The 19515-nt window shown below is 41.3% G+C and carries 11 protein-coding genes; 7 read left to right on the top strand and 4 right to left on the bottom strand.

All coding sequences use genetic code 11. The features are described 5' to 3' along the window. Positions 1–152 precede the first annotated feature (152 nt). The 3 genes from PISS_RS06005 to PISS_RS06015 form a co-directional block, all read right to left on the bottom strand. Entirely contained in the window at positions 153–1265 is a 1113-nt protein-coding gene (locus tag PISS_RS06005) for a methyl-accepting chemotaxis protein (protein WP_013464646.1), read from the bottom strand. Between the two features lie 229 nt (positions 1266–1494). Beyond that, on the bottom strand, positions 1495–1884 hold the full coding sequence (locus tag PISS_RS06010) for a DUF2750 domain-containing protein (protein WP_058154431.1): 390 nt from the start codon (positions 1882–1884) through the stop codon (positions 1495–1497). A 64-nt stretch (positions 1885–1948) separates the two neighbouring features. Further along, positions 1949–2527 carry a TetR/AcrR family transcriptional regulator gene (locus tag PISS_RS06015; protein ID WP_013464648.1) on the bottom strand — a complete coding sequence of 193 codons (579 nt, stop codon included), beginning with the start codon at positions 2525–2527 and terminating at the stop codon, positions 1949–1951. Between the two features lie 173 nt (positions 2528–2700). Between PISS_RS06015 and PISS_RS06020 the strand changes: the two genes are divergently transcribed. Continuing rightward, on the top strand, positions 2701–3744 hold the full coding sequence (locus PISS_RS06020) for an alkene reductase (protein WP_058154432.1): 1044 nt from the start codon (positions 2701–2703) through the stop codon (positions 3742–3744). A 59-nt stretch (positions 3745–3803) separates the two neighbouring features. On the opposite strand, the gene PISS_RS06025 is transcribed toward PISS_RS06020, so the two are convergent. Next, positions 3804–5543 carry a PAS domain S-box protein gene (locus tag PISS_RS06025; RefSeq protein WP_058154433.1) on the bottom strand — a complete coding sequence of 580 codons (1740 nt, stop codon included), beginning with the start codon at positions 5541–5543 and terminating at the stop codon, positions 3804–3806. Between the two features lie 401 nt (positions 5544–5944). Between PISS_RS06025 and PISS_RS06030 the strand changes: the two genes are divergently transcribed. From PISS_RS06030 to recD, 6 genes are all read left to right on the top strand, one after another. Beyond that, positions 5945–8218 carry a TonB-dependent receptor domain-containing protein gene (locus PISS_RS06030; protein ID WP_058154434.1) on the top strand — a complete coding sequence of 758 codons (2274 nt, stop codon included), beginning with the start codon at positions 5945–5947 and terminating at the stop codon, positions 8216–8218. 77 nt (positions 8219–8295) lie between these two features. Then, positions 8296–9417: an alkaline phosphatase family protein gene (locus PISS_RS06035; protein ID WP_418054964.1), complete on the top strand. Its 1122-nt coding sequence runs from the start codon at positions 8296–8298 to the stop codon at positions 9415–9417. Next, complete coding sequence (locus PISS_RS06040; RefSeq protein WP_058154436.1) at positions 9414–10475, top strand: alkaline phosphatase D family protein; 1062 nt, start codon at positions 9414–9416, stop codon at positions 10473–10475. Before PISS_RS06035 ends, PISS_RS06040 begins: the two co-directional genes overlap by 4 nt. A 170-nt stretch (positions 10476–10645) precedes the next feature. Further along, positions 10646–13945: an exodeoxyribonuclease V subunit gamma gene (gene recC / locus PISS_RS06045; protein ID WP_058154437.1), complete on the top strand. Its 3300-nt coding sequence runs from the start codon at positions 10646–10648 to the stop codon at positions 13943–13945. Then, complete coding sequence (gene recB, locus PISS_RS06050) at positions 13932–17498, top strand: exodeoxyribonuclease V subunit beta (protein WP_058154438.1); 3567 nt, start codon at positions 13932–13934, stop codon at positions 17496–17498. Before recC ends, recB begins: the two co-directional genes overlap by 14 nt. Next, positions 17495–19513, top strand: coding sequence for an exodeoxyribonuclease V subunit alpha (gene recD / locus PISS_RS06055; RefSeq protein WP_058154439.1), 2019 nt, complete (start codon positions 17495–17497; stop codon positions 19511–19513). The genes recB and recD overlap by 4 nt, the downstream gene beginning before the upstream one ends. Positions 19514–19515: the final 2 nt, after the last annotated feature.

The raw sequence follows: 19515 nt of genomic DNA on the forward strand, positions 1-19515 counted from the left end.
AAAGGGTTAATAATTTAGTTAGTTTGATTATTGAACAGCAGTGCTTAGGTGGAGGTGTCATTAGTTTGTGATTAATTTATATAAGTTTGGTATGCATAGCCAAATGATTATGAACCATAACGCTATGCAAAGTGAGGTGTTTTTTGACTATTTTACTTACAGTTATAGTCCATAATTTTGTGTGATAAAGCGCTAAGTATGTCCACTACTTTAAAACTTGCTTGCTCCATAAGAGATACTTTTTCTACAGCAGTATTGATATCGCCTAATTGGAATGCTTCTAAAGCAGCAAAGCCATTCTTATGGACATCTTCATGTGGTTGCTCTAATGCTTTAAAGTCGTTAATGCTTGAATATTTTAATGCACCTTCACCTTGGTAATACCATTTACCTAAACGACACATGGTATGATCAGAAAAGTCTTCTGCAGTCTTATTTGATTGGCCTAAAATGACTTTATAAATATCGTATTTCCATACAATGTGATCCATTTTTACTGTTTGAATAAATGCATCGGCACTTGAATTAACAATAACGCTATACATATTTTGTGATAGTTCAACCACCTTTTTAGCGGTAGCATCAATTTCTGATGAGCTATTTGCAATGCCATCACTTTCTTCGCTAACGTTAGTAATGTTAGTTACAACGCTTTGCATTTGCTCATTGACCTTAGCTATTAAATTAGAGATCTCGTTAGATGCATCAGAAGAGCGCTGAGCGAGCGTCCTTACTTCATCTGCCACAACAGCAAAGCCTCGTCCTTGCTCTCCGGCTCTAGCGGCCTCGATGGCCGCATTGAGTGCAAGTAAATTTGTTTGATCAGAAATCCCTTTAATTATGTTTACAAAATCATTAATTCCGATTGTTACTGACTGCAATTCTTTAACGGATTTAGTGGCTGATTTTGTATCTCTTGAGATATTATGTGTTGACGATGAAGTCGTTGCTAACATATCTAAAATTGTATCAAGTAATTCTTGGGATGACTTAAATGACGTAATATCATTAATTAGTTTATGTGAAGTTGAGGCTAAGCTTTCTCTGATGTCACTAATTAAATCAGATGACTGTAATGATAATGTGTTTAATTCACGCTGTTTTACAAAGGCTGTATCATTTGCTATTTCATTGTCGTTTTGTTGTGATTGCTCGCTGTTTGCTGCTAACAATTGCGCTTCAAGCTTTTCATTGGTTTTTTTTAATTGAATTAACTCGTTATTTAACTCATTAATTTTGTTTTTATATTTTGAATTGAACAGCATGTAGACCCCAATTTAAACACAGAAAATAAATGTATATTTTTTATTAAATTTACCTAAACATTGATTACTTTATTCGATTTTTTACGGGGGTGGAATTGACGTCCACCCAGGTCGATTTTTATAAAAGTAAGTTACAACACTATAATAGATGCTTTATAACCTTTTGGTAAATAAACTTTTCTTTTAATGCTTATAATAAGCTTGTTTAAGGTGAACACTGCTTTAGAAGTTAGTACTTCTTAATTGATTTACTCAACTGGGCTTGAAACTCATCAGGGAATAAAATCGTGCCGTCGTCTTCTTCGGTAGGGAACACGGCCACCAGTAAGTCGTCTTCTTCAAGGCCAGGTGTCCAGCGGCTAAACCAATCGTTTGTTGGAATTGCTTTAGGTGTACAGCCTTGCCATTCGCCGGTTGCCCAGGCTTGTGCGAACTCTCGTGTTGGCCATACCGGCACGCAATCGTCGTCCTCGTTAGTGAGCATTACGCAGCCGTCGTCATCGTTTAAAATCCACACTTGCTTAAATTGCTGCACGGTTTCGTACATGTATGCGAGTCGTTTTTTTGCGCCAAGGCCTAAAATTACGTCGTCTTGCTTTGATAAATTATCGGTGGTCATTTTTGGCTCTCTCTCACTGTGTAGTATACAAAGAGCAGCGAGCTGCTGCGCTTTAAAATTTAGTTTAGCTGATGGCTGCTAGTAGCTCATTGGCTAGTTGGTTTAGTGCGTCGGGGTCTTGGTTTGTTAATGCGTAGGTGCGTAATCCATATATACCCATAACACAAAATCGTGCCAGCTCTATGGCACTTCGGCCATTGGTAATTTCTTTATTATCAATTGCTTTTTGTAACTGCTGCGCAAAAGCATGCTCGTATGCAGTTAAATTAGTACGCAGTACGTGGCAAATTTGTGGATCGTTACCCTCTACCTCGCTAATGCTTTTTGTGAGCAGGCACACTTTGGTTGCTTCACCGTCAACGCATTCTTGCACAATGATATTAAGGTATTGTTTCAGCGTATCTAAAATACAACTGCTGTGCTCAAACAGCGCCGTAAACTGTGTATTGCGATCGGTTTGGTATTGCTCAGTAGCGGCTAAAAAAATGCCTTTTTTACTTCCAAATGCCGCGTATAACGAGCCCGGATGTAAATGGGTTGCTTGAGTAAGTTTTTGCATACTGGTTTTTGCATAGCCATGAAGCATAAACATCGCCATTGCTTGGCGCAGTACAAACTCTGTATCAAATTCTGCAGTTCTCATAATGACTCTTCATGTTGGCAGAGTAGGTAAAACGAACTCTCAACAATAATCCTACCTTAAGCAGCGTTTAGGTAAAGCAGTTTACGCAATCTTGAACAAAGTTTCAAAATTATACTTGAATATTCATTCAAGTGACCTTATCTTGAATGTACATTCAACAAAGGATAAACATTATGTCGACAGACTTACTTTCACCTTTTAAATTAAATAACAGCATTGAACTGCAAAACCGCGTACTAATGGCACCACTAACTCGTTGTATGGCAGATGACAATTTAGTGCCTACACAAGCTATGGTTGATTACTACGCTCGCCGTGCTGATGTAGGATTAATTATTAGTGAAGCAATTATTATTCGTGCCGATGCACAAGGTTACCCAAATACACCGGGTATCTTCACTAATGAACAAGTTCAAGGTTGGAAAAAAGTCACTGACGCCGTGCATGCCAATGGCGGTAAAATGTTCGCGCAATTATGGCATGTTGGCCGTGTTGCTCACCCTCACTTTTTTGGTGGTGATGTACTCGCGCCATCGGCGATAGGGGTTGAAGGTTCAGTACCGCGTATGCGTGAGCTAACTTATATTACGCCAAAAGCTGCCACTAAAGATGATATTAAAGGCTTAGTGGCTGACTACGCTAAAGCGGCAGAAAACGCGATGGAAGCAGGTTTTGACGGCGTGGAAATTCATGGTGCTAATGGCTATTTAATTGACCAATTTTTACATTATGCTGCCAATGAGCGTGATGACGAGTATGGGCAAGCACCAGAAAATATGTCGCGTTTTGCACTGGAAGTAACCGATGCCATTATTGATGTGGTCGGCAATGAGCGTACCGCTATGCGTTTAACACCAGGTGCCTACTTTAATATGAGCGAAGATAATCGTGATAAAGCAGTATTTGACTACTTATTACCAGAGCTTGAAAAGCGCAAGTTAGCTTATTTACACGGCGGTATTTTTGACGACAGCATGCGTTTTGATTCACTAGAAGGTAAATCAACCTCTGAATTTTTACGAGCTGGTTATGCAAGTACCTTAGTGGGTGTAGGTAGTTATAGTTTTGAAACTGCCAAACAAGCGATCAACGATAATAAATTTGATTTAATTGCCATTGGTCGCCCACTTATTGCTAACCCAGATTACATTAGCAAAATTAAAAATGGTGAAGAAGTGACACCTTATAGTGATGAGATGCTTGCTGAGTTAGTTTAAGTTTTAAAGAGTTCTCATTAATAAGCCCACAAATGTGGGCTTATTACTTAAAAGCGGATTTATGAATCTATCTTTTTAGATAATTCTGCAAGCTCTTGAATTTTAGTAACCGTTTCTTTTATGTAGCCGTTTATTTCTTCAGAAGATGCCTTTGAATTGCCTGCAAGAGTTCTTACCTCGTCAGCAACAACGGCAAAACCGCGTCCCATTTCACCTGCTCTTGCGGCTTCAATAGCAGCATTGAGTGCAAGTAAATTTGTTTGCTCTGATATTCCATTAATTGTTTCTACTATTTTGCTGATGGTTTGGCTTATATCTAATAATTCTTTCATTGATATTTGAGTTTGATTAACTGCTTTTTTTCTTTCCGTTATGTTTAAACCTATAAACATATAACTAGTGGTTTGACCATTAACATCACGAAGAGCACATATTCTCGCATCAAAGGCACTGTATTGATTATTTTTTTCAAGTTCAAAAGTTTTTGAGATATGTTTGTTTTTGTCTAAAAATGCTTTTTCTTCAACGCTGAGATCAGAAATCAGATTTTTAGCAAACTCTTCTACAGAAAAATTGGGTTTTAATGCCGTTTTTAGTAATTCGTTACAATCAAGTACTTCACCATGAAGAGACACTTGCAACATAGCTATAGACTCGCCGATAGTTTCTAGTTTGTTTGTGAAATCAAGCGCCATTTGCTTTACTTCAGATATATCAGCTTGAATTGCAATGTAATTTTCTAATTTTCCTTCTCTTATTACTGGGTTGATAGATAGCGAGGTCCAGTAAGCACTCCCCGATTTTTTATAGTTTAATATTTCTCCATAAAAAGGAGTTCGATTTTTAAGATGTGTGCGTATCGTTTCTATCATGTTTTTGTCAGAATCTTTGCCTTGTAAAAAACTGCCTGGTTTCTTACCTTTTACTTCACTTAAAGCGTATCCTGTTAAACGTTCAAATCCATTGTTTACATATTGAATATAGCCGTTAGGATTGGTGATTATTACCGCGTTGTCTGTTTCGTTTGCAACAAGTGACAACATCCGTTGTTCTTCTCTAGTTATTACCTCTTGCGTTACATCTTTGATAAAAGCTGTGTAAATAACGCGATTAGCTAATTTAATTTTCGATAGCGATAATCGCCCCCACACGGTTGTTCCATCTTTGCGTTCAATTTCAACTTCTCTACTGGTACCAACTATTTTATCGACACCTGTGTCTCGGTTTGCATTTACAAGCTCATCATGGTTATGTTGTATTGCATGGGGTACTAGCATTTTTACATTGTTTCCCATTACTTCTTGTTTACTGTAACCCCACAGTGTTTCTGCGGCTTTGTTATACAAAGTGATACAATTATTTTCATCAATACATACAACTGCATCAAGGGCTTGCTCTAACGATTGCTCATTGATTTCTTTTGCTTCACGCTCTGCTGATATATCTCTTATAAAAGCGGTGTAATGTTTGTTGTTATTTACTTTCACCTGAGAAAGCGCTAATTCGACCCAAATGCGACTTCCCGATTTAGTTTGTAACTCAACTTCTCGGTAGCTGCCAACAATTTTGTCTTGCCCGGTTTCTCTATGATGATTTACATAGTCGTCGTGGTTTGTTTTATGTTCGTCAGGGACTAGTTTTCGTATGTTGTGACCGAGTACTTCATCTTCTGTGTAGCCCCATAATTTTTGCGCGGCTTTGTTATAAAAGACAATATTGTTTTTTTCATCTATGGAAACAATTGCCGTAATAGACTGTTTTAATGCTTGCTCAGCGCTATTAGCGAAAAAATTAAACATAGTGCAGCTACCTGTAATTAAAGCGTTAATAAAAAGATAGCCCAGAAAAAGCTGATTGCAAAATTGGTTTTTAACTTTGTATAAAACCGTGTTTTTGGGCTAAAAGTTATCACTTTATGGGCTCTTAACTCTTATGTCTAAGTTAAATAAGATTTTGATCAATTGCAGTTAGAAAGAGTGAGAAAATTTTATGACTTTAGAGAGTCCCTTGGCTTTTGGGTGCTGTTTTAATCTGATTGCTCTTAATTACGATGTGCTTGATTTGATTACTTTACGTCATAATTAACTCATATTTGTTTAACCTGTTTGTCAATAAAATTGCCCCTCGTTGTCATACTTAAAAAATAGACTGTGCCCGCTTTCATAATTACCTTTTATAATTAGAATCAAATGGGACAACAATGTACGCTTTAAAAAATAAATCGATTTTGAGCATGGCTGTGGCCATGGCGGTATCAACTTCAGCTTATGCTAACGATAACGTGATAGAAGAAGTAACTGTTACTGCAAAACCAACCAGTTATGCAAACAACGTTATTGAACCTGCGATGCTAGAACAACAAAGCTCGGTATCGAGTGTGTTATCGGTAATTGATAACCTGCCAGGTATTAGCATAAACGAAGGCGACGCATTTGGTGGCGATGATTGGTCAACAACCATTACCATGCGTGGTTTTAGTATTGACTCTAACCAACAGCAATTAGGTATGACGATAGACGGCATTCCTAATGGTGGCTCTAATTATGGTGGCGGGGCTAAAGCGAATCGTTATCTCGATAGCGAAAACTTGGTGACAGTGGAAGTTGGCCAAGGTACCTCAGACATTAAATCGGCCTCATTAGAGGCATTAGGCGGTACTTTTAATTTTGTAAGTAAAGCACCGAGTTTAGATAAAAGCACCACCTTTGCTTATACCTCAGGCAGTCACGATGCTTCGCGTTATTATGTTAAGCACGAAACTGGCACCATTTTCGATAATACCCAAGCGTACGTGAGTTACTCACAAACCGATACTAGCCGTTGGATTGGCTCAGGCAGCAATGGCGGAAAAGATAACCAACACGCTGAAGCGAAATTTGTTACCACCCTTGATGAGTTAACTATTACAGGGCGCTTATCGTACGACGATGTAAGCGAGACCAACTACAATAGCGTGAGCCTAGAGCAATTTGAGCAAACCCCTGATTGGGATCAACTAACATGGAACTGGACAGGCGTTCCGCACTTTGACCAAATGTTTGCAGAAGGTTGGGGCACCCTGCGTGAAAATACTCTAGGATATTTAAAGTTTGAATACGCGATTTCACCTACCTCATTGTTAACCATTAGCCCTTATTACCATAAAAACTCAGGCCGAGGCGATTGGATCCCACCTTATTTAACATCCCCTGTAGATGAAAATGGCAACCCAACCACCGAGGGGGGCACCAACGCAGGCTCTTATGGCTTTACAGATAGCAACGGTAATCCACTTGCGCCGAACGCAGGTTGTACCGCAAGTTTAAATTGGCCGTGGGAGTCGGGTCCTGAGCTTAACCCTGCATGTTACGACGCTGATGCCACGCCAGTTATGTCTTATCGTCATACTCATTACAATAAAGATCGTTTAGGGGTAACTGCTAATTATCAAGCTAGCTTTGGCATGCACGATATAGAAGCGGGTTTTTGGTATGAGCAAAGCGACCGTGATGAGTCGCGTGATTGGCATAAAGTAATCGATGCCCGTATTTATCATCATTTTGATAACACCCCATACTGGACGCAATACAAAAACACCTTTGAGACTGATACGCTTAAATGGTATGCACAAGACTCAATGACACTAGGTGACCTTACCTTAAACCTAGGGGTAAAAAAATACTTAGTGGATATAGAAAAGTATGACCACTATAAAAACGCCACAACAGCTAAAGTAAACAGTGATTCAGACCTTTTATTTAGTGGCGGTATTTTGTATCAGCTAAATAGTAATACTGAGTTATTTACCAGCTATAGCGAAAACTTTGCCGCCATTAAAGATGGTGTGCTTGAGCGCGACAGCTCTGACTTATCAGCTATTAAGCCAGAAACCGCTGAAAATATTGACCTGGGTGTACGCTATCAAAATAATGCACTTAAACTAACGGCAACGGCCTATTCAATTGAGTTTGATAACCGCATCACCTTTATAGCGCCAGGCAGCGACACCGGCGGTATAGACTACACCATAGGCACAAACGGCTCGTACCTCAATGTGGGCGGTATTGAGTCCAAAGGTCTAGAGCTGTCAGCAAGTTATATGCTTAATAATGAGTGGAATGTATATAGCTCATACACCAATAATAGCTCTGAATACAAAGGCGATGCGCCAGGCTTTGAAGCTGGAGGCAAAGTAATTGACTCAGTGGATGATTTATTTGTGCTATCAACCGATTACTACAGTGGCGATTTCCGCTTTGGTTTATCGGCTAAATACACCGGTGAGCGTGGCGATGTAGATAGCTACACCGTGCTTGATTTAAACGCAGGTTATGCAGCCGAAGTTAACGCAGGCCCGTTTAAAGCCGTTGATATTGCCTTTGTGGTTTATAACATTACCGATAAAAGTTACTTGGCAGGTGGTACGGGCAATGGGAGTACTTACTTTATCGGCTCGCCACGCACAGCAGCGGTTACATTAACGGCTACTTTTTAAACCTAATGTAACCTTATATAAGCCCATCACCGATGGGCTTTTTACTATATAAAGTTGATGAGAACACCATGAAAAGCATGATAACAATTATCGGGTTAAGTTTAATTTTATTGTTTAATAATGCAGCATTGGCTGCTCAACAAAATGTAGTGTTAGTCACCCTTGACGGCGTACGCTGGCAGGAAGTATTTGATGGTGCCGATAAAAACCTGCTCAATAATAAAGAATTTGTTAAGCAACCAGCACAGTTAAGCAATGAATTTTGGGATGAAAGGGTGCAACAGCGCCAGCAATTATTAATGCCATTTTTAACACAAACGATTGCCACTCAAGGCGTAATTATTGGCGACAGAGCAAATGGCTCAGCGATGTCGGTGAGTAATCCATGGTATTTTTCATACCCTGGTTATAACGAAATTCTTACCGGCGAAGTGGATGAAAACATTAACAGTAACGATAAAGTATTTAACCCAAATAAAACCATTTTAGAGCGATTAGATGCGCAGCCTGAATTTAAAAACAGCACTGCTTTATTTGGTAGCTGGGATGTGTTTCCTTACATTGTAAATACTAAGCGTACTAATGTGTATGTAAACGCGGGGTTTATGCCTATCGCCGATGATTTATTTGCCGATGCGCCCCTGTTAAACGCATTACAAACAGAAATACCCAGCCCATGGCACAATGTGCGGCTTGATAGTTTTACCTATCGATTTGCTAAAGCCTATATGCTGGCGAAAAAGCCTAAATTACTGGTTATTAGCTTAGGAGAAACTGACGACTTTGCTCACGATGGCCATTACGATGCTTACTTAAAGTCGGCCAAACAAAGCGATGCATTTTTAAAAGATTTATGGCAAACCATTCAAAGCACCGCGGGTTACAAAAATAATACCACGTTAATTGTTACTACCGATCATGGCCGTGGCAGCTACGCAAACGATTGGCAACATCACAGCTCTAAACGGGCTTTAGCAAAGTCGGAGCAGGGCAAAAAGGCATTTCCTGAGGGAATTATTGGCTCAGAGCATATTTGGCTTGCTGCCATTGGTCCTACAATTAAAGGTAATGGCTTAATAAAAACCGATAATGAGCTTAAACAAGCGCAAATTGCCGCCACCGTTTTAAAAGCACTTGGGCAAAACCCAGACACGATTAACCCTAATATGGCACCGGCTATTAACGAGATTTTAAAATGAAACAGTTACTAAAAACCTTTAATCATTCAGCGCTGTTACTTGCTTTTGTTGTTAGTGGTGGCGCAATGGCTGCGCCGTCTAAAATATTATTTGGTTCTTGCGGGCACCAAGATAAAGACATTCCTATATTTAACGCCATCAACAAAGAGCAGGGTGATTTATTTATTTTTTTAGGCGATAACATTTATGGCGATACTAACGACATGGCCGTGCTTAAAAATAAATACCAACGATTAGGGGAAAAGCCTGGCTTTAAAACCTTAAAAGCAAATACACCCCTAATAGCCATGTGGGACGATCACGACTATGGTCAAAACGATGCGGGTAAAGAGTACCCTCATAAAGAAGCATCACGGCAAATTATGCTCGATTTTTGGGATGAACCGGCAAACTCAGCGCGCCGCACTCGTGCTGATGGTATTTATACCTCGTACATGTATGGCGAAGGCGAGCAAACCTTGCAGGTGATCATGCCTGACTTACGCTTTAATCGCGATAAGCTTAATTCAGTGAGCGAACTTGAGTATTTTACAAAGCGTAAAGCAAATAACCAAGGCCCGTACAGTCCAACTGAAGTAAAAGGCGCGTCTATGCTAGGGGAGGCGCAGTGGCAATGGCTTGAAGCCGAACTTAAAAAGCCAGCAGCGATTAAACTAATTGCATCAAGCTTACAGTTACTGCCTGATTTTACTGGCTGGGAATCGTGGGCAAATTTTCCAGAGGATAGAAACCGTTTATTTTCGTTAATTAAAAAACACCACGTAAATGGCGTGGTGATCATAAGCGGCGATACCCATTGGGGGGAAATTTCAAGGTATCAACACAATCTTGATTACCCACTCATTGAAATGACCAGCTCAGGCCTGACTGAAAAATGGAAAGACGTTAGCCCAAATAAACATCGTGTCGGTGATTACACTCACAATGTTAACTATGGCGATTTAACCATTGATTGGCAGCAAGCAGATCCAGGCTTGTCACTTAAGCTCAAAGGCATTGATGGTAACGTAATAATGCAAAGTGATTTTAGCTTATCTAGCATAAGCCCATACCAATAACGGGTTTGTTATTAAAAACGCACAGTGACTAAAGTGAGTCCTGTGCGTTTAAAAAATCAGCTAGCTACTGGCTAACATGCTGATTTATTAACGCCAATACCTCCTTTGCGCTACCGCTTAAATTGAAAATATCTTACACTGGCCTTTATCTCAAGTAAGGCTGGTATCGTATGCTCAATATTATTCAATCAAACCGTATGGAAGCCCTGCAAGCGCAGTTTCATCAACTGTTAAAGGTAAACCCGTTGCAAAGCCCATTTGATAAAGAAGTGGTGTTAGTGCAATCGCCGGGTATGTCGCAGTGGCTAAAAATTGGTTTAAGTGAAAATTTAGGCGTGGCTGCGCAGGTAGACTTTCCGCTGCCGTCGAGCTTTATTTGGCAGTTGTACCAGCAACTATTGCCAAACGTGCCTAAAGAGTCGGCGTTTAATAAACCGAACCTTGCTTGGAAACTGTTTGCAATTTTACCTACTTGTATTGACGAGCCACTGTATTTACCCCTAAAAACCTATTTAGAGGGGGATATTGACGGCCAAAAAACCTTTGCCCTATGTGAAAAAATAGCCGATGTGTACGACCAATATTTAATGTATCGCCCCCATTGGATAGCTACTTGGGATATCGGTGTTGATACGCTTGACGATGTAGATATCAGCATTGCTCCTTGGCAACCCGATTTGTGGCGCCGCCTTGTCAAATTAAGTAAAACACTTGGGCAAAGCCAATTTCACCGCGCCAACATGCAAGGACAATTACTCAGCGCCCTTGAGAGTATGGATAGCAGCTTATTGCCAAAGCGTATTAGCCTATTTGGTATATCTGCTATTGCCAGCTCACAGCTTGACGTGTTTGAAGCCTTGAGTAAAAAAACTGAGGTGTTTTTATTCTTTTTTAACCCCAGCGAGCATTATTGGGGCGATATAATCGATGAAAAAACAGCGGCTAAAATAAACGCTAAATACGCCAAAATGCCGCTGGTGGAAGCGCAGCAAAAAAAGCAAACGAATCCCGATGAAGAATACTATTTTATTGGTAATCCGTTGTTGTCCTCGTGGGGTAAACTCGGCCGCGATTATTTTGAGCAACTGGTGCAGCTTGATGCCCGTTGGATTGATGGTTTTATTGATGCGTTTGACGATACCTTACTTGGGCAAGTGCAAAGCGAAATATACCAACTTGCCTTTAAAGGTGAATCGCTTACCGATAACAAAGAATGGTTTATAAACGATGAGGGTAAACTGCCCATAAGTGCAAACGATACCAGCATTACGTTAAGTGACTGCCACACACCATTAAGGGAAGTCGAGCGCCTGCACGACTACTTACTCAATTTGTTTAATCAAAACCCAACGCTTACCCCCAAAGACATCATCGTCATGATGCCTGATGTAGGTACTTATAGCCCTTACATTGAGGCCGTTTTTGGTGGTGCGCAGGGCAGCCGATTTATACCATACGCCCTTGCCGATTTAGCCATAGAGCAAGAAAAACCAGTACTGAGCTCGTTTGCCAGTTTAGCTAATTTACCGTTTTCGCGCTTTGGTGTATCGGATATTCTCGATTTATTACAGGTTACGCAAATTGCCGAAAAATTTGGCCTAGAAGCCCATGAATACGAGCAAATACATTATTGGCTTGAGCGAGTAGGGGTAAAGTGGGGTATAAACGCTGAGCATAAACAAAGCTTTGATTTACCCGCCATTGATTTAAATACCTGGCAACATGGCTTGAACCGCTTATTACTGGGGATTGCCATGCGCGACGAACAGTGCCCATTTAATGGCATTTACAGCGCCGATGAAGTAGAAGGTATGGCGCTTGATACTCTCAATAAGCTGGTGCATTTTATTGATGTGCTTCAAGACTTTAAAGCGAAACTCACCCCTGATGATACGCTTTCTAATAAAGCCCATATATTAAGTGAGCTACTCAATGCTGTGTATGAGAGCGAAAGCGATGAAAGCTGGGATTTATTAGTGCTGCAAAAGGTGCTCGAAGACATTGCGAAGCACCACGACAACGGCGACTACAGTAAAGCCGTTTCGCAGCGCATAGTGAGCTATCTAATCAAGCAAGGTATACAAGAAAAAGGCGTAGGTCAGCGCTTTTTAGTAGGACAAGTGAACTTTTGTACTCTCATGCCCATGCGCGCCGTCCCTTTTAAAGTGGTGTGTATGCTAGGCTTAAACGATGCCGATTACCCGCGCACGGTGCAGCCAATCGGATTTGATTTAGTGCCGTATTCTAAAAAGCAAAAAGGTGACCGTTCACGTAAACTCGATGACCGTTACCTCTTTTTAGAAGCGCTCTTAAGTGCTCGAGATAATTTATACATGAGCTACATTGGCCGCTCGTGTTTTGATAACCAGCCGCGTATGCCATCAACCCTAGTAAGTGAGCTTTTAGAATACATAGGTCGCAGTTTTAAACTTAGCGAACCCAGTGATAAACCCTTGCCTGAATGCCTTATTACGCGGCAGCATTTGCAGCCTTTTAATAGCCTGTATTACTCAGCTCCTAGCGATGAACAGGCGGGAGTAAATAATCACAGCTATAACCCAATTTGGCTGCCTAGCGAGGCTATTGAGCCAAAAGCAATCACTGCGCTCGATGTAACACCCCCAGAGCTACTTGATCTTGATGTGTTTATTCGCAGTGTGTGCCATGCCCAAGAGAGCTTTTATCAACAAAGCTTAGGGTTACGCTTGCCGCAATTTAATGATATAGCGAAAGACGAAGAACCGTTTAGCCTAGATGCGCTGCGCCGTTATTTTTACCTTGACGAAATACTTGAAGCAAACATTAGCAATACTCCGCTCAGTACCGAGCAAATCCTGCAGCGCGGTGAGTTGCCCCAAGCCAATGTTGGCAGCTTAATTTATGAGGGTATGCAGCACCGAGTTGATGCGCTTGCAGGGCAAGTAAAAGAGCAAATTAAAGCCGGTAAAAGCGAACCGATAGAAGTGTTACTGTCGCTTGAAAATACTACCATTGAAGGCTGGCTTAACCATGTGTATATGCATAAACAAGTGTTTTACCGCAGTGCCAGTATTAAAGCCAAAGATTTAATAAAAGGCTTTCTTTATCACCTGGCAGCTCAAAGCATGCAACAAGAGGTTGAAACCTTATTACTGGGTTTAGATAAACAAATTAGCTTTGCCCCTATGAGTAAAGCCAATGCCGACTTGCTGCTTGCAGATTGGTTTGAACTATACAAAGCATTGCGAAACGCGCCGGTGGCGTTTTTTCCGGTGAGTGGTTACGAATATGTGAAAAGCGGTGGCGATATGGCAAAAGCTAACAGTAAATTTAGCCCACAGTATATTGGCCGAGGTGAAGGGGAAAACCCTTATATTCGTCTCACGGTGCAATCGCTCAATGATTGCCAAGAGGAGTTTATACAATGGAGCGAAAAATTACTCGCCCCGTTATTTGAGCTCGCCAAGGAGAGTGACTATGCAAGCGCTTAACCCACTCACTATGCCATTAAAGGGCCAAAGCTTAATTGAAGCCAGTGCTGGCACAGGTAAAACCTACACGATCACGGGTTTGTATTTACGCTATTTATTAGGCATGCAAATACCCGGTGAGCTGAGTACGCCATTGAGTGTTGAGCAAATTTTGGTGGTAACCTTTACCGATGCCGCTACCCAAGAGATTAAAGACCGCGTACGTAGCCGTATTATTGCCGCGCGCGATGCCTTATTGGGGCAACAGCCAAACGATGAACTCATTGAAGGTGTGATAGCGGGCGTTGATGATAAACATCGTGCGTTTGACTTACTCGATGCAGCAGCTAAATCAATGGATGAAGCGGCTATCTTTACCATTCATGGTTTTTGTCAGCGGATGTTAAAACAACATGCGTTTGAGTCGGGGGTAGCGTTTAACTTAGAGTTTATTTTAGATGAGCGCGAGATACTGCTTGAGACCATAAAAGATTTTTGGCGCGCGTTTGTCTACCCGCTTAATAAGCAAAAAACAGATGCGATTTTAGAGGTGTTTGCCGCACCTGAATCATTATTTAGCCAAGTAAGCAGTATTTTAAATAAAGCCAACGCCGAAATAACACCGCAAGTAAATTTAGAGGATGTGTGGCAAGCCCGAGATGAATACTTGGGCCTTATTCCTACATTCAAAGAAGCCTGCTTGGGGCAAGAATTTATTGGCGCTGTGAAGGCGTCAGACTTAAGCGGCTCAAAAACACCGGCACGAAAAGGCAGCTTAGCGGCGCTTGAAGCGTTTTGTTTAGGCAATGATGATTTTTTTGAATTTGGTACCAACAAATATTCGTTTGAGGTATGGAGCAGCGAGAACTTAAGTAATACCGCTAATTATAAAAAAAATGGCGCGTTATTTAGCCATTCGTTAATTAGCCAGTTTGACAAATTAGCCACCCTTAATAACACCATCAACCAAGGGCTTAAAATAGCCGTTGTGCAGCATGCCGCGCGCTGGGTAAAAGCCGCGATTGTTAAGCGCAAACAAGAGCAAAGCGTGATCACCCCTGATGACCTACTCACTAATTTACACACTGCCCTTAATAGTGAGCAAGGTGACGTATTGTCGCAAAAAATTGCGCAGTTATTTCCGGTGGCAATGATTGATGAGTTTCAAGATACCGACCCTATTCAATACGGTATTTTTAGTAAAATTTATGCTCAAAGCAATACCACTTTAGCCATGATAGGCGATCCCAAACAAGCTATTTATGGCTTTAGGGGCGCAGATATATTTACCTACATTGGTGCCAAAGAGGCCGTAGATCAGTCGCAACAATTTACCCTAGGCACTAATTTTCGCTCCAGCAGCGATATCGTCAACAGCGTAAATAGCTTGTTTAGTAAATACGACAACAGCTTTATTTATAACGATGCCATTCCTTTTAATAAAGTGAAAGCCAAGGGTAAAAAAGCCGAAGATACATTTTTAATTGCTGGCAAGCCGGCCACCGCCTTTGAGTTTAATGTGTTTGTAGATGAAGCCGGCGATGAAAAAGGCAAACCGACCAGTAAAGGCTTAGGGCAAGCTCATTTAGCCACCCATTTTGCCAATAAAATTGTTACTTTACTTGAGCAGGCAAACCAAGGAATAGCCTGTATTGGCAGTACGCCGGTAAGCGCTGCTGATATTTGTATTTTGGTGCGCGACCGCGTTGAAGCGCAAATAATGAAGCAGGCCTTGAGCAAAGCCAATATTGCCAGCGTGTATTTGTCTCGTGATAGTGTATTTAGCCAAGAGCTAAGTCACCATTTACTCAACTTTTTAACCGCATTGCACGGCCAGTACGACGAGTCGCTTCTACGAGGTGTACTCGCAGGGCCATTATTCTGTTTAAGTTATAACGATATTTTTGCTTTGGCCGATGATGAAAATGCATGGCAAGAACACTTAAACTTTTTTGCTCAACTTAGTCATATTTGGCACAAGCAAGGGGCTATGGCCATGCTTGAACGCTTACTGAGTCATAATCAACTCAGTGCCAAATGGCAAGGCTTGGGCTATAACGTAGAACGTTGGCTTACCGACTTTAGACACCTTGGCGAAATACTGCAGCAAAAACAAATAGAGCTTGAAGGGACACTTCGTTTATTGCGTTGGTTTGCGCAAAAGGTGAGCCAACAAGATGGCGAAACTGTGCAAGTACGTTTAGAGAGCGACGCAAACTTGGTTAAAATTGTCACTATGCATGCCTCAAAGGGGCTTGAATATCCATTGGTATTTATGCCCTTTGCTAGTGGCTATCGTGAAACTAAAGACGCGCTTTATCACCATAACGGCAAGTTAATTTTTGATTTAAGTAAAGACGAAGACGCCTTGCAACAAGCAGAACAAGAGCGTCTAGCCGAAGATTTACGCCTATTGTATGTCGCATTGACCCGTGCAGTGCATTTTTGTGCCTTGGGTGTATATAACATCGGGCAAGGGCAAAGTAGCCGCTTAGCGATTCAAAGTAGTGCGCTTGGGCATGTGTTGTTCTCAGGGTTAGCGTTAACCAGTAGCCAAACATGGCGCACTCATTTAAGTGAGTTTTGTGATGCCAATGATTCGATGGAATATCTGCAATTTACCTCGGGTGAATTACTCGAGCAGGGCATACTTCGCTTTAATAATGAACACGTTGAAAAGCAGGCGCTGAGTATTAATACTGTAACCACGCAGATTGAACGCGATTGGCGGGCAACCAGTTTTAGTGCCTTGAGCTTTAAAAAGCATACTGACCAACTGGCACCTGGGCGCAGCGATGAAGATCATCAAAGAGATGAATTTGCAGTGCAACAAGATGAACTTCTCTCACCGTATAGTTTTCCAAAAGGTGCAAAACCAGGAAGTTGCTTACACGAAATATTCGAGCAACTTGATTTTATCAGCCCGATTGTTCACCCCTCAAATCCAGAGCAAAACTTATCGGCAGTAATTAAATGTGCCTTTGAAAAATACCATATTGATGAGCAATGGCAGCAAATTACCGAGCAATGGATACTCGATGCGCTTAATTGCCCGTTAAATAGTGAAAATAATTTAAGCTTGAGTCAATTATCACCGAGTGATTGTCTTGTTGAAATGGAGTTTAACTTACCGCTTGCTAGCCTAAGTGCGCCTAAACTCAACGAAATGCTGATTAAACACTTTGGTTTTAGCCAAAGCAAACTTGAATTTGCCCATGTAAAAGGCTTACTAAAAGGCTTTATAGATTTAATTTTTTGCTACCAAGGCAAGTATTATATTTTAGATTATAAATCGAATTATTTGGGCAGTACCCCCGCAGATTATGAGCCAGAGCAGCTTGAGCAAGCCATGACCAGCCACCAATATCATTTACAGTATTTAATTTATACCGTAGCGCTGCATCGATTACTTAAACAACGTATTCCTGACTATGCCATAGAGACGCATTTAGGCGGCGTGTATTATACCTTTTTACGCGGTATGCCAGCGGGTGAAGGGGTGTACTCTAAACAGTTAAGTGTAGAGCAAGTTATTATTTTAGATGGTTTGTTTAGCCAAGGAGCGATGCTATGAGTGATTTAAACCAACAACCTGGTTTGTTTGATGACTTTGACGACGCGCCTGTTGATGAGTCGGCGCTACTCAATCAACAACTAGCGGACTCTGTTACTCAAACACCTAAAGTTGTGCCGCTGCTTAGCTATTTAACTGAGCAGCATCGCGTACGTGTTGTGGATGTAAAGCTGGCCGAATTACTCAGTGGTAACAATACTGAGCATGATTATGACGAATTATTTTATATTATTTTAATGCTGTGTTTATCACAGCAAAGCCAGCATAGTTGTTTAACTCTAACAGAGGTTGATTGGGCTAATCCGTTTAATTTACGCCAAAGCGACTTTACTAAATTAGAAGGCACCGTACCTGACACTCTCACCCCATTTAGTGACGATTTTACGACTGAGGCAGCAATAAGTTACTTACACGCGCATCACAGTGTGGGGGATCACAAGCCGCTGCAATTGTTTAATCAGCGGTTGTATTTTTCGCGTTTAGCAGGGTATGAGCAAACTTTAGCGCAGCGATTACTGGCAATGAGTGAGCGACAACTCAATATTGATGATGCAGTCCTTACTGAGTTATTAACACGCTACTTTCCTGATAATCCAACACTTGATATTGATTGGCAAAAGGTCGCTTGTGCTATTGCTGCAACAAAGGGCTTTAGTGTGATCACAGGCGGGCCTGGCACAGGTAAAACCACCACGGTGACAAAGCTGTTAGCCATTTTACAGTCGTTATATCAGGCTGCACCATTGAGCATAAAATTGGTGGCACCCACAGGTAAAGCAGCGGCGCGATTAACAGAGTCAATTTTAGGGGCTAAAAATAAGCTCACAGAAATACCGGCTGATATTAATGCGTTGATCCCGCAAAGTGCGCAAACCATTCATCGTTTGTTGGGAGTTAAGCCATTTACTAATAAATTCAGGCACGATAAAAGCAATCCGTTGCATGTTGATGTATTGATTATTGATGAGGCCAGTATGGTCGATTTATCGCTCATGGCTAAATTAATTGAGGCCTTGCCAGCGCATGCCCGATTGATTTTACTTGGCGATAAAGACCAACTCGCCTCGGTTGATACTGGCAGTGTAATGAGTGATTTATGCCAAGGTTTAGTGCTTGGGCAAACACCGCAATATTCCAAAGCACGCTGTGAGCAATTAAATAAGGTGTGTTTTAATGGCGCAGCTAAACTTGGCGCGCAAAATCAGAGTGAGTTTAAACTGGCTGATTGCATTGCCTTTTTACAACATAGTTATCGCTTTGATGCCAAAAGTGGCATAGGCCAATTGGCTTTGGCTGTTAATACCAATGATCGGGGTATTTTAAATTACGTTGAACAACACAGTACGCAAGGGCATTTTAGCGATGTTATTTTAGACTACGATTTTGTCTCTACACCGATTGAAAAACTTATAAACAGCGCGGCAAGTCACTACGGTGATTATTTAACACTGATTGCCCAAGGGGCTAGTGTTGCCAAAGTGCATGAGGCTTTTGCCCGCTATCAATTACTTGCAGCAGTGCGTGAAGGCGATTACGGCGTTAATAGTTTAAATCAACGTATTGAGCGTGTATTGCAACAGCAAGGGTTAATTAGCGTTAACCCTAATCAGCGGCATTACACGGGTATGCCTATTATGATTAGCCAAAACGATTATCAACTTAAACTTTTTAACGGCGATATAGGTATTTTAATGCCTGATGACAGTGGCCAACTCAAAGCACTGTTTATTGATGAGCAGGGTAATGAACGTGCATTTTCACCTGCACGACTCCCAGCGCACGATAAAGTGTATGTTATGACCATTCATAAATCGCAAGGCTCAGAGTTTAGTTACACTGCTATGGTATTGCCACCACTTAAACAAGCGAGCGTCGGTATTAACCGGCAATTAGTGTATACCGGTATTACCCGTGCAAAGCAGACCTTTGAGCTGGTAGCAGATAAAAAAGTGCTGCAACTGGCGATGGGTAAAAGTGTGTCACGGGCATCAGGACTCTATGAGCGATTAGTGTAACG

This window comes from Pseudoalteromonas issachenkonii (genome assembly GCF_002310795.1).
Classification (GTDB): Bacteria; Pseudomonadota; Gammaproteobacteria; order Enterobacterales; family Alteromonadaceae; genus Pseudoalteromonas; species Pseudoalteromonas tetraodonis.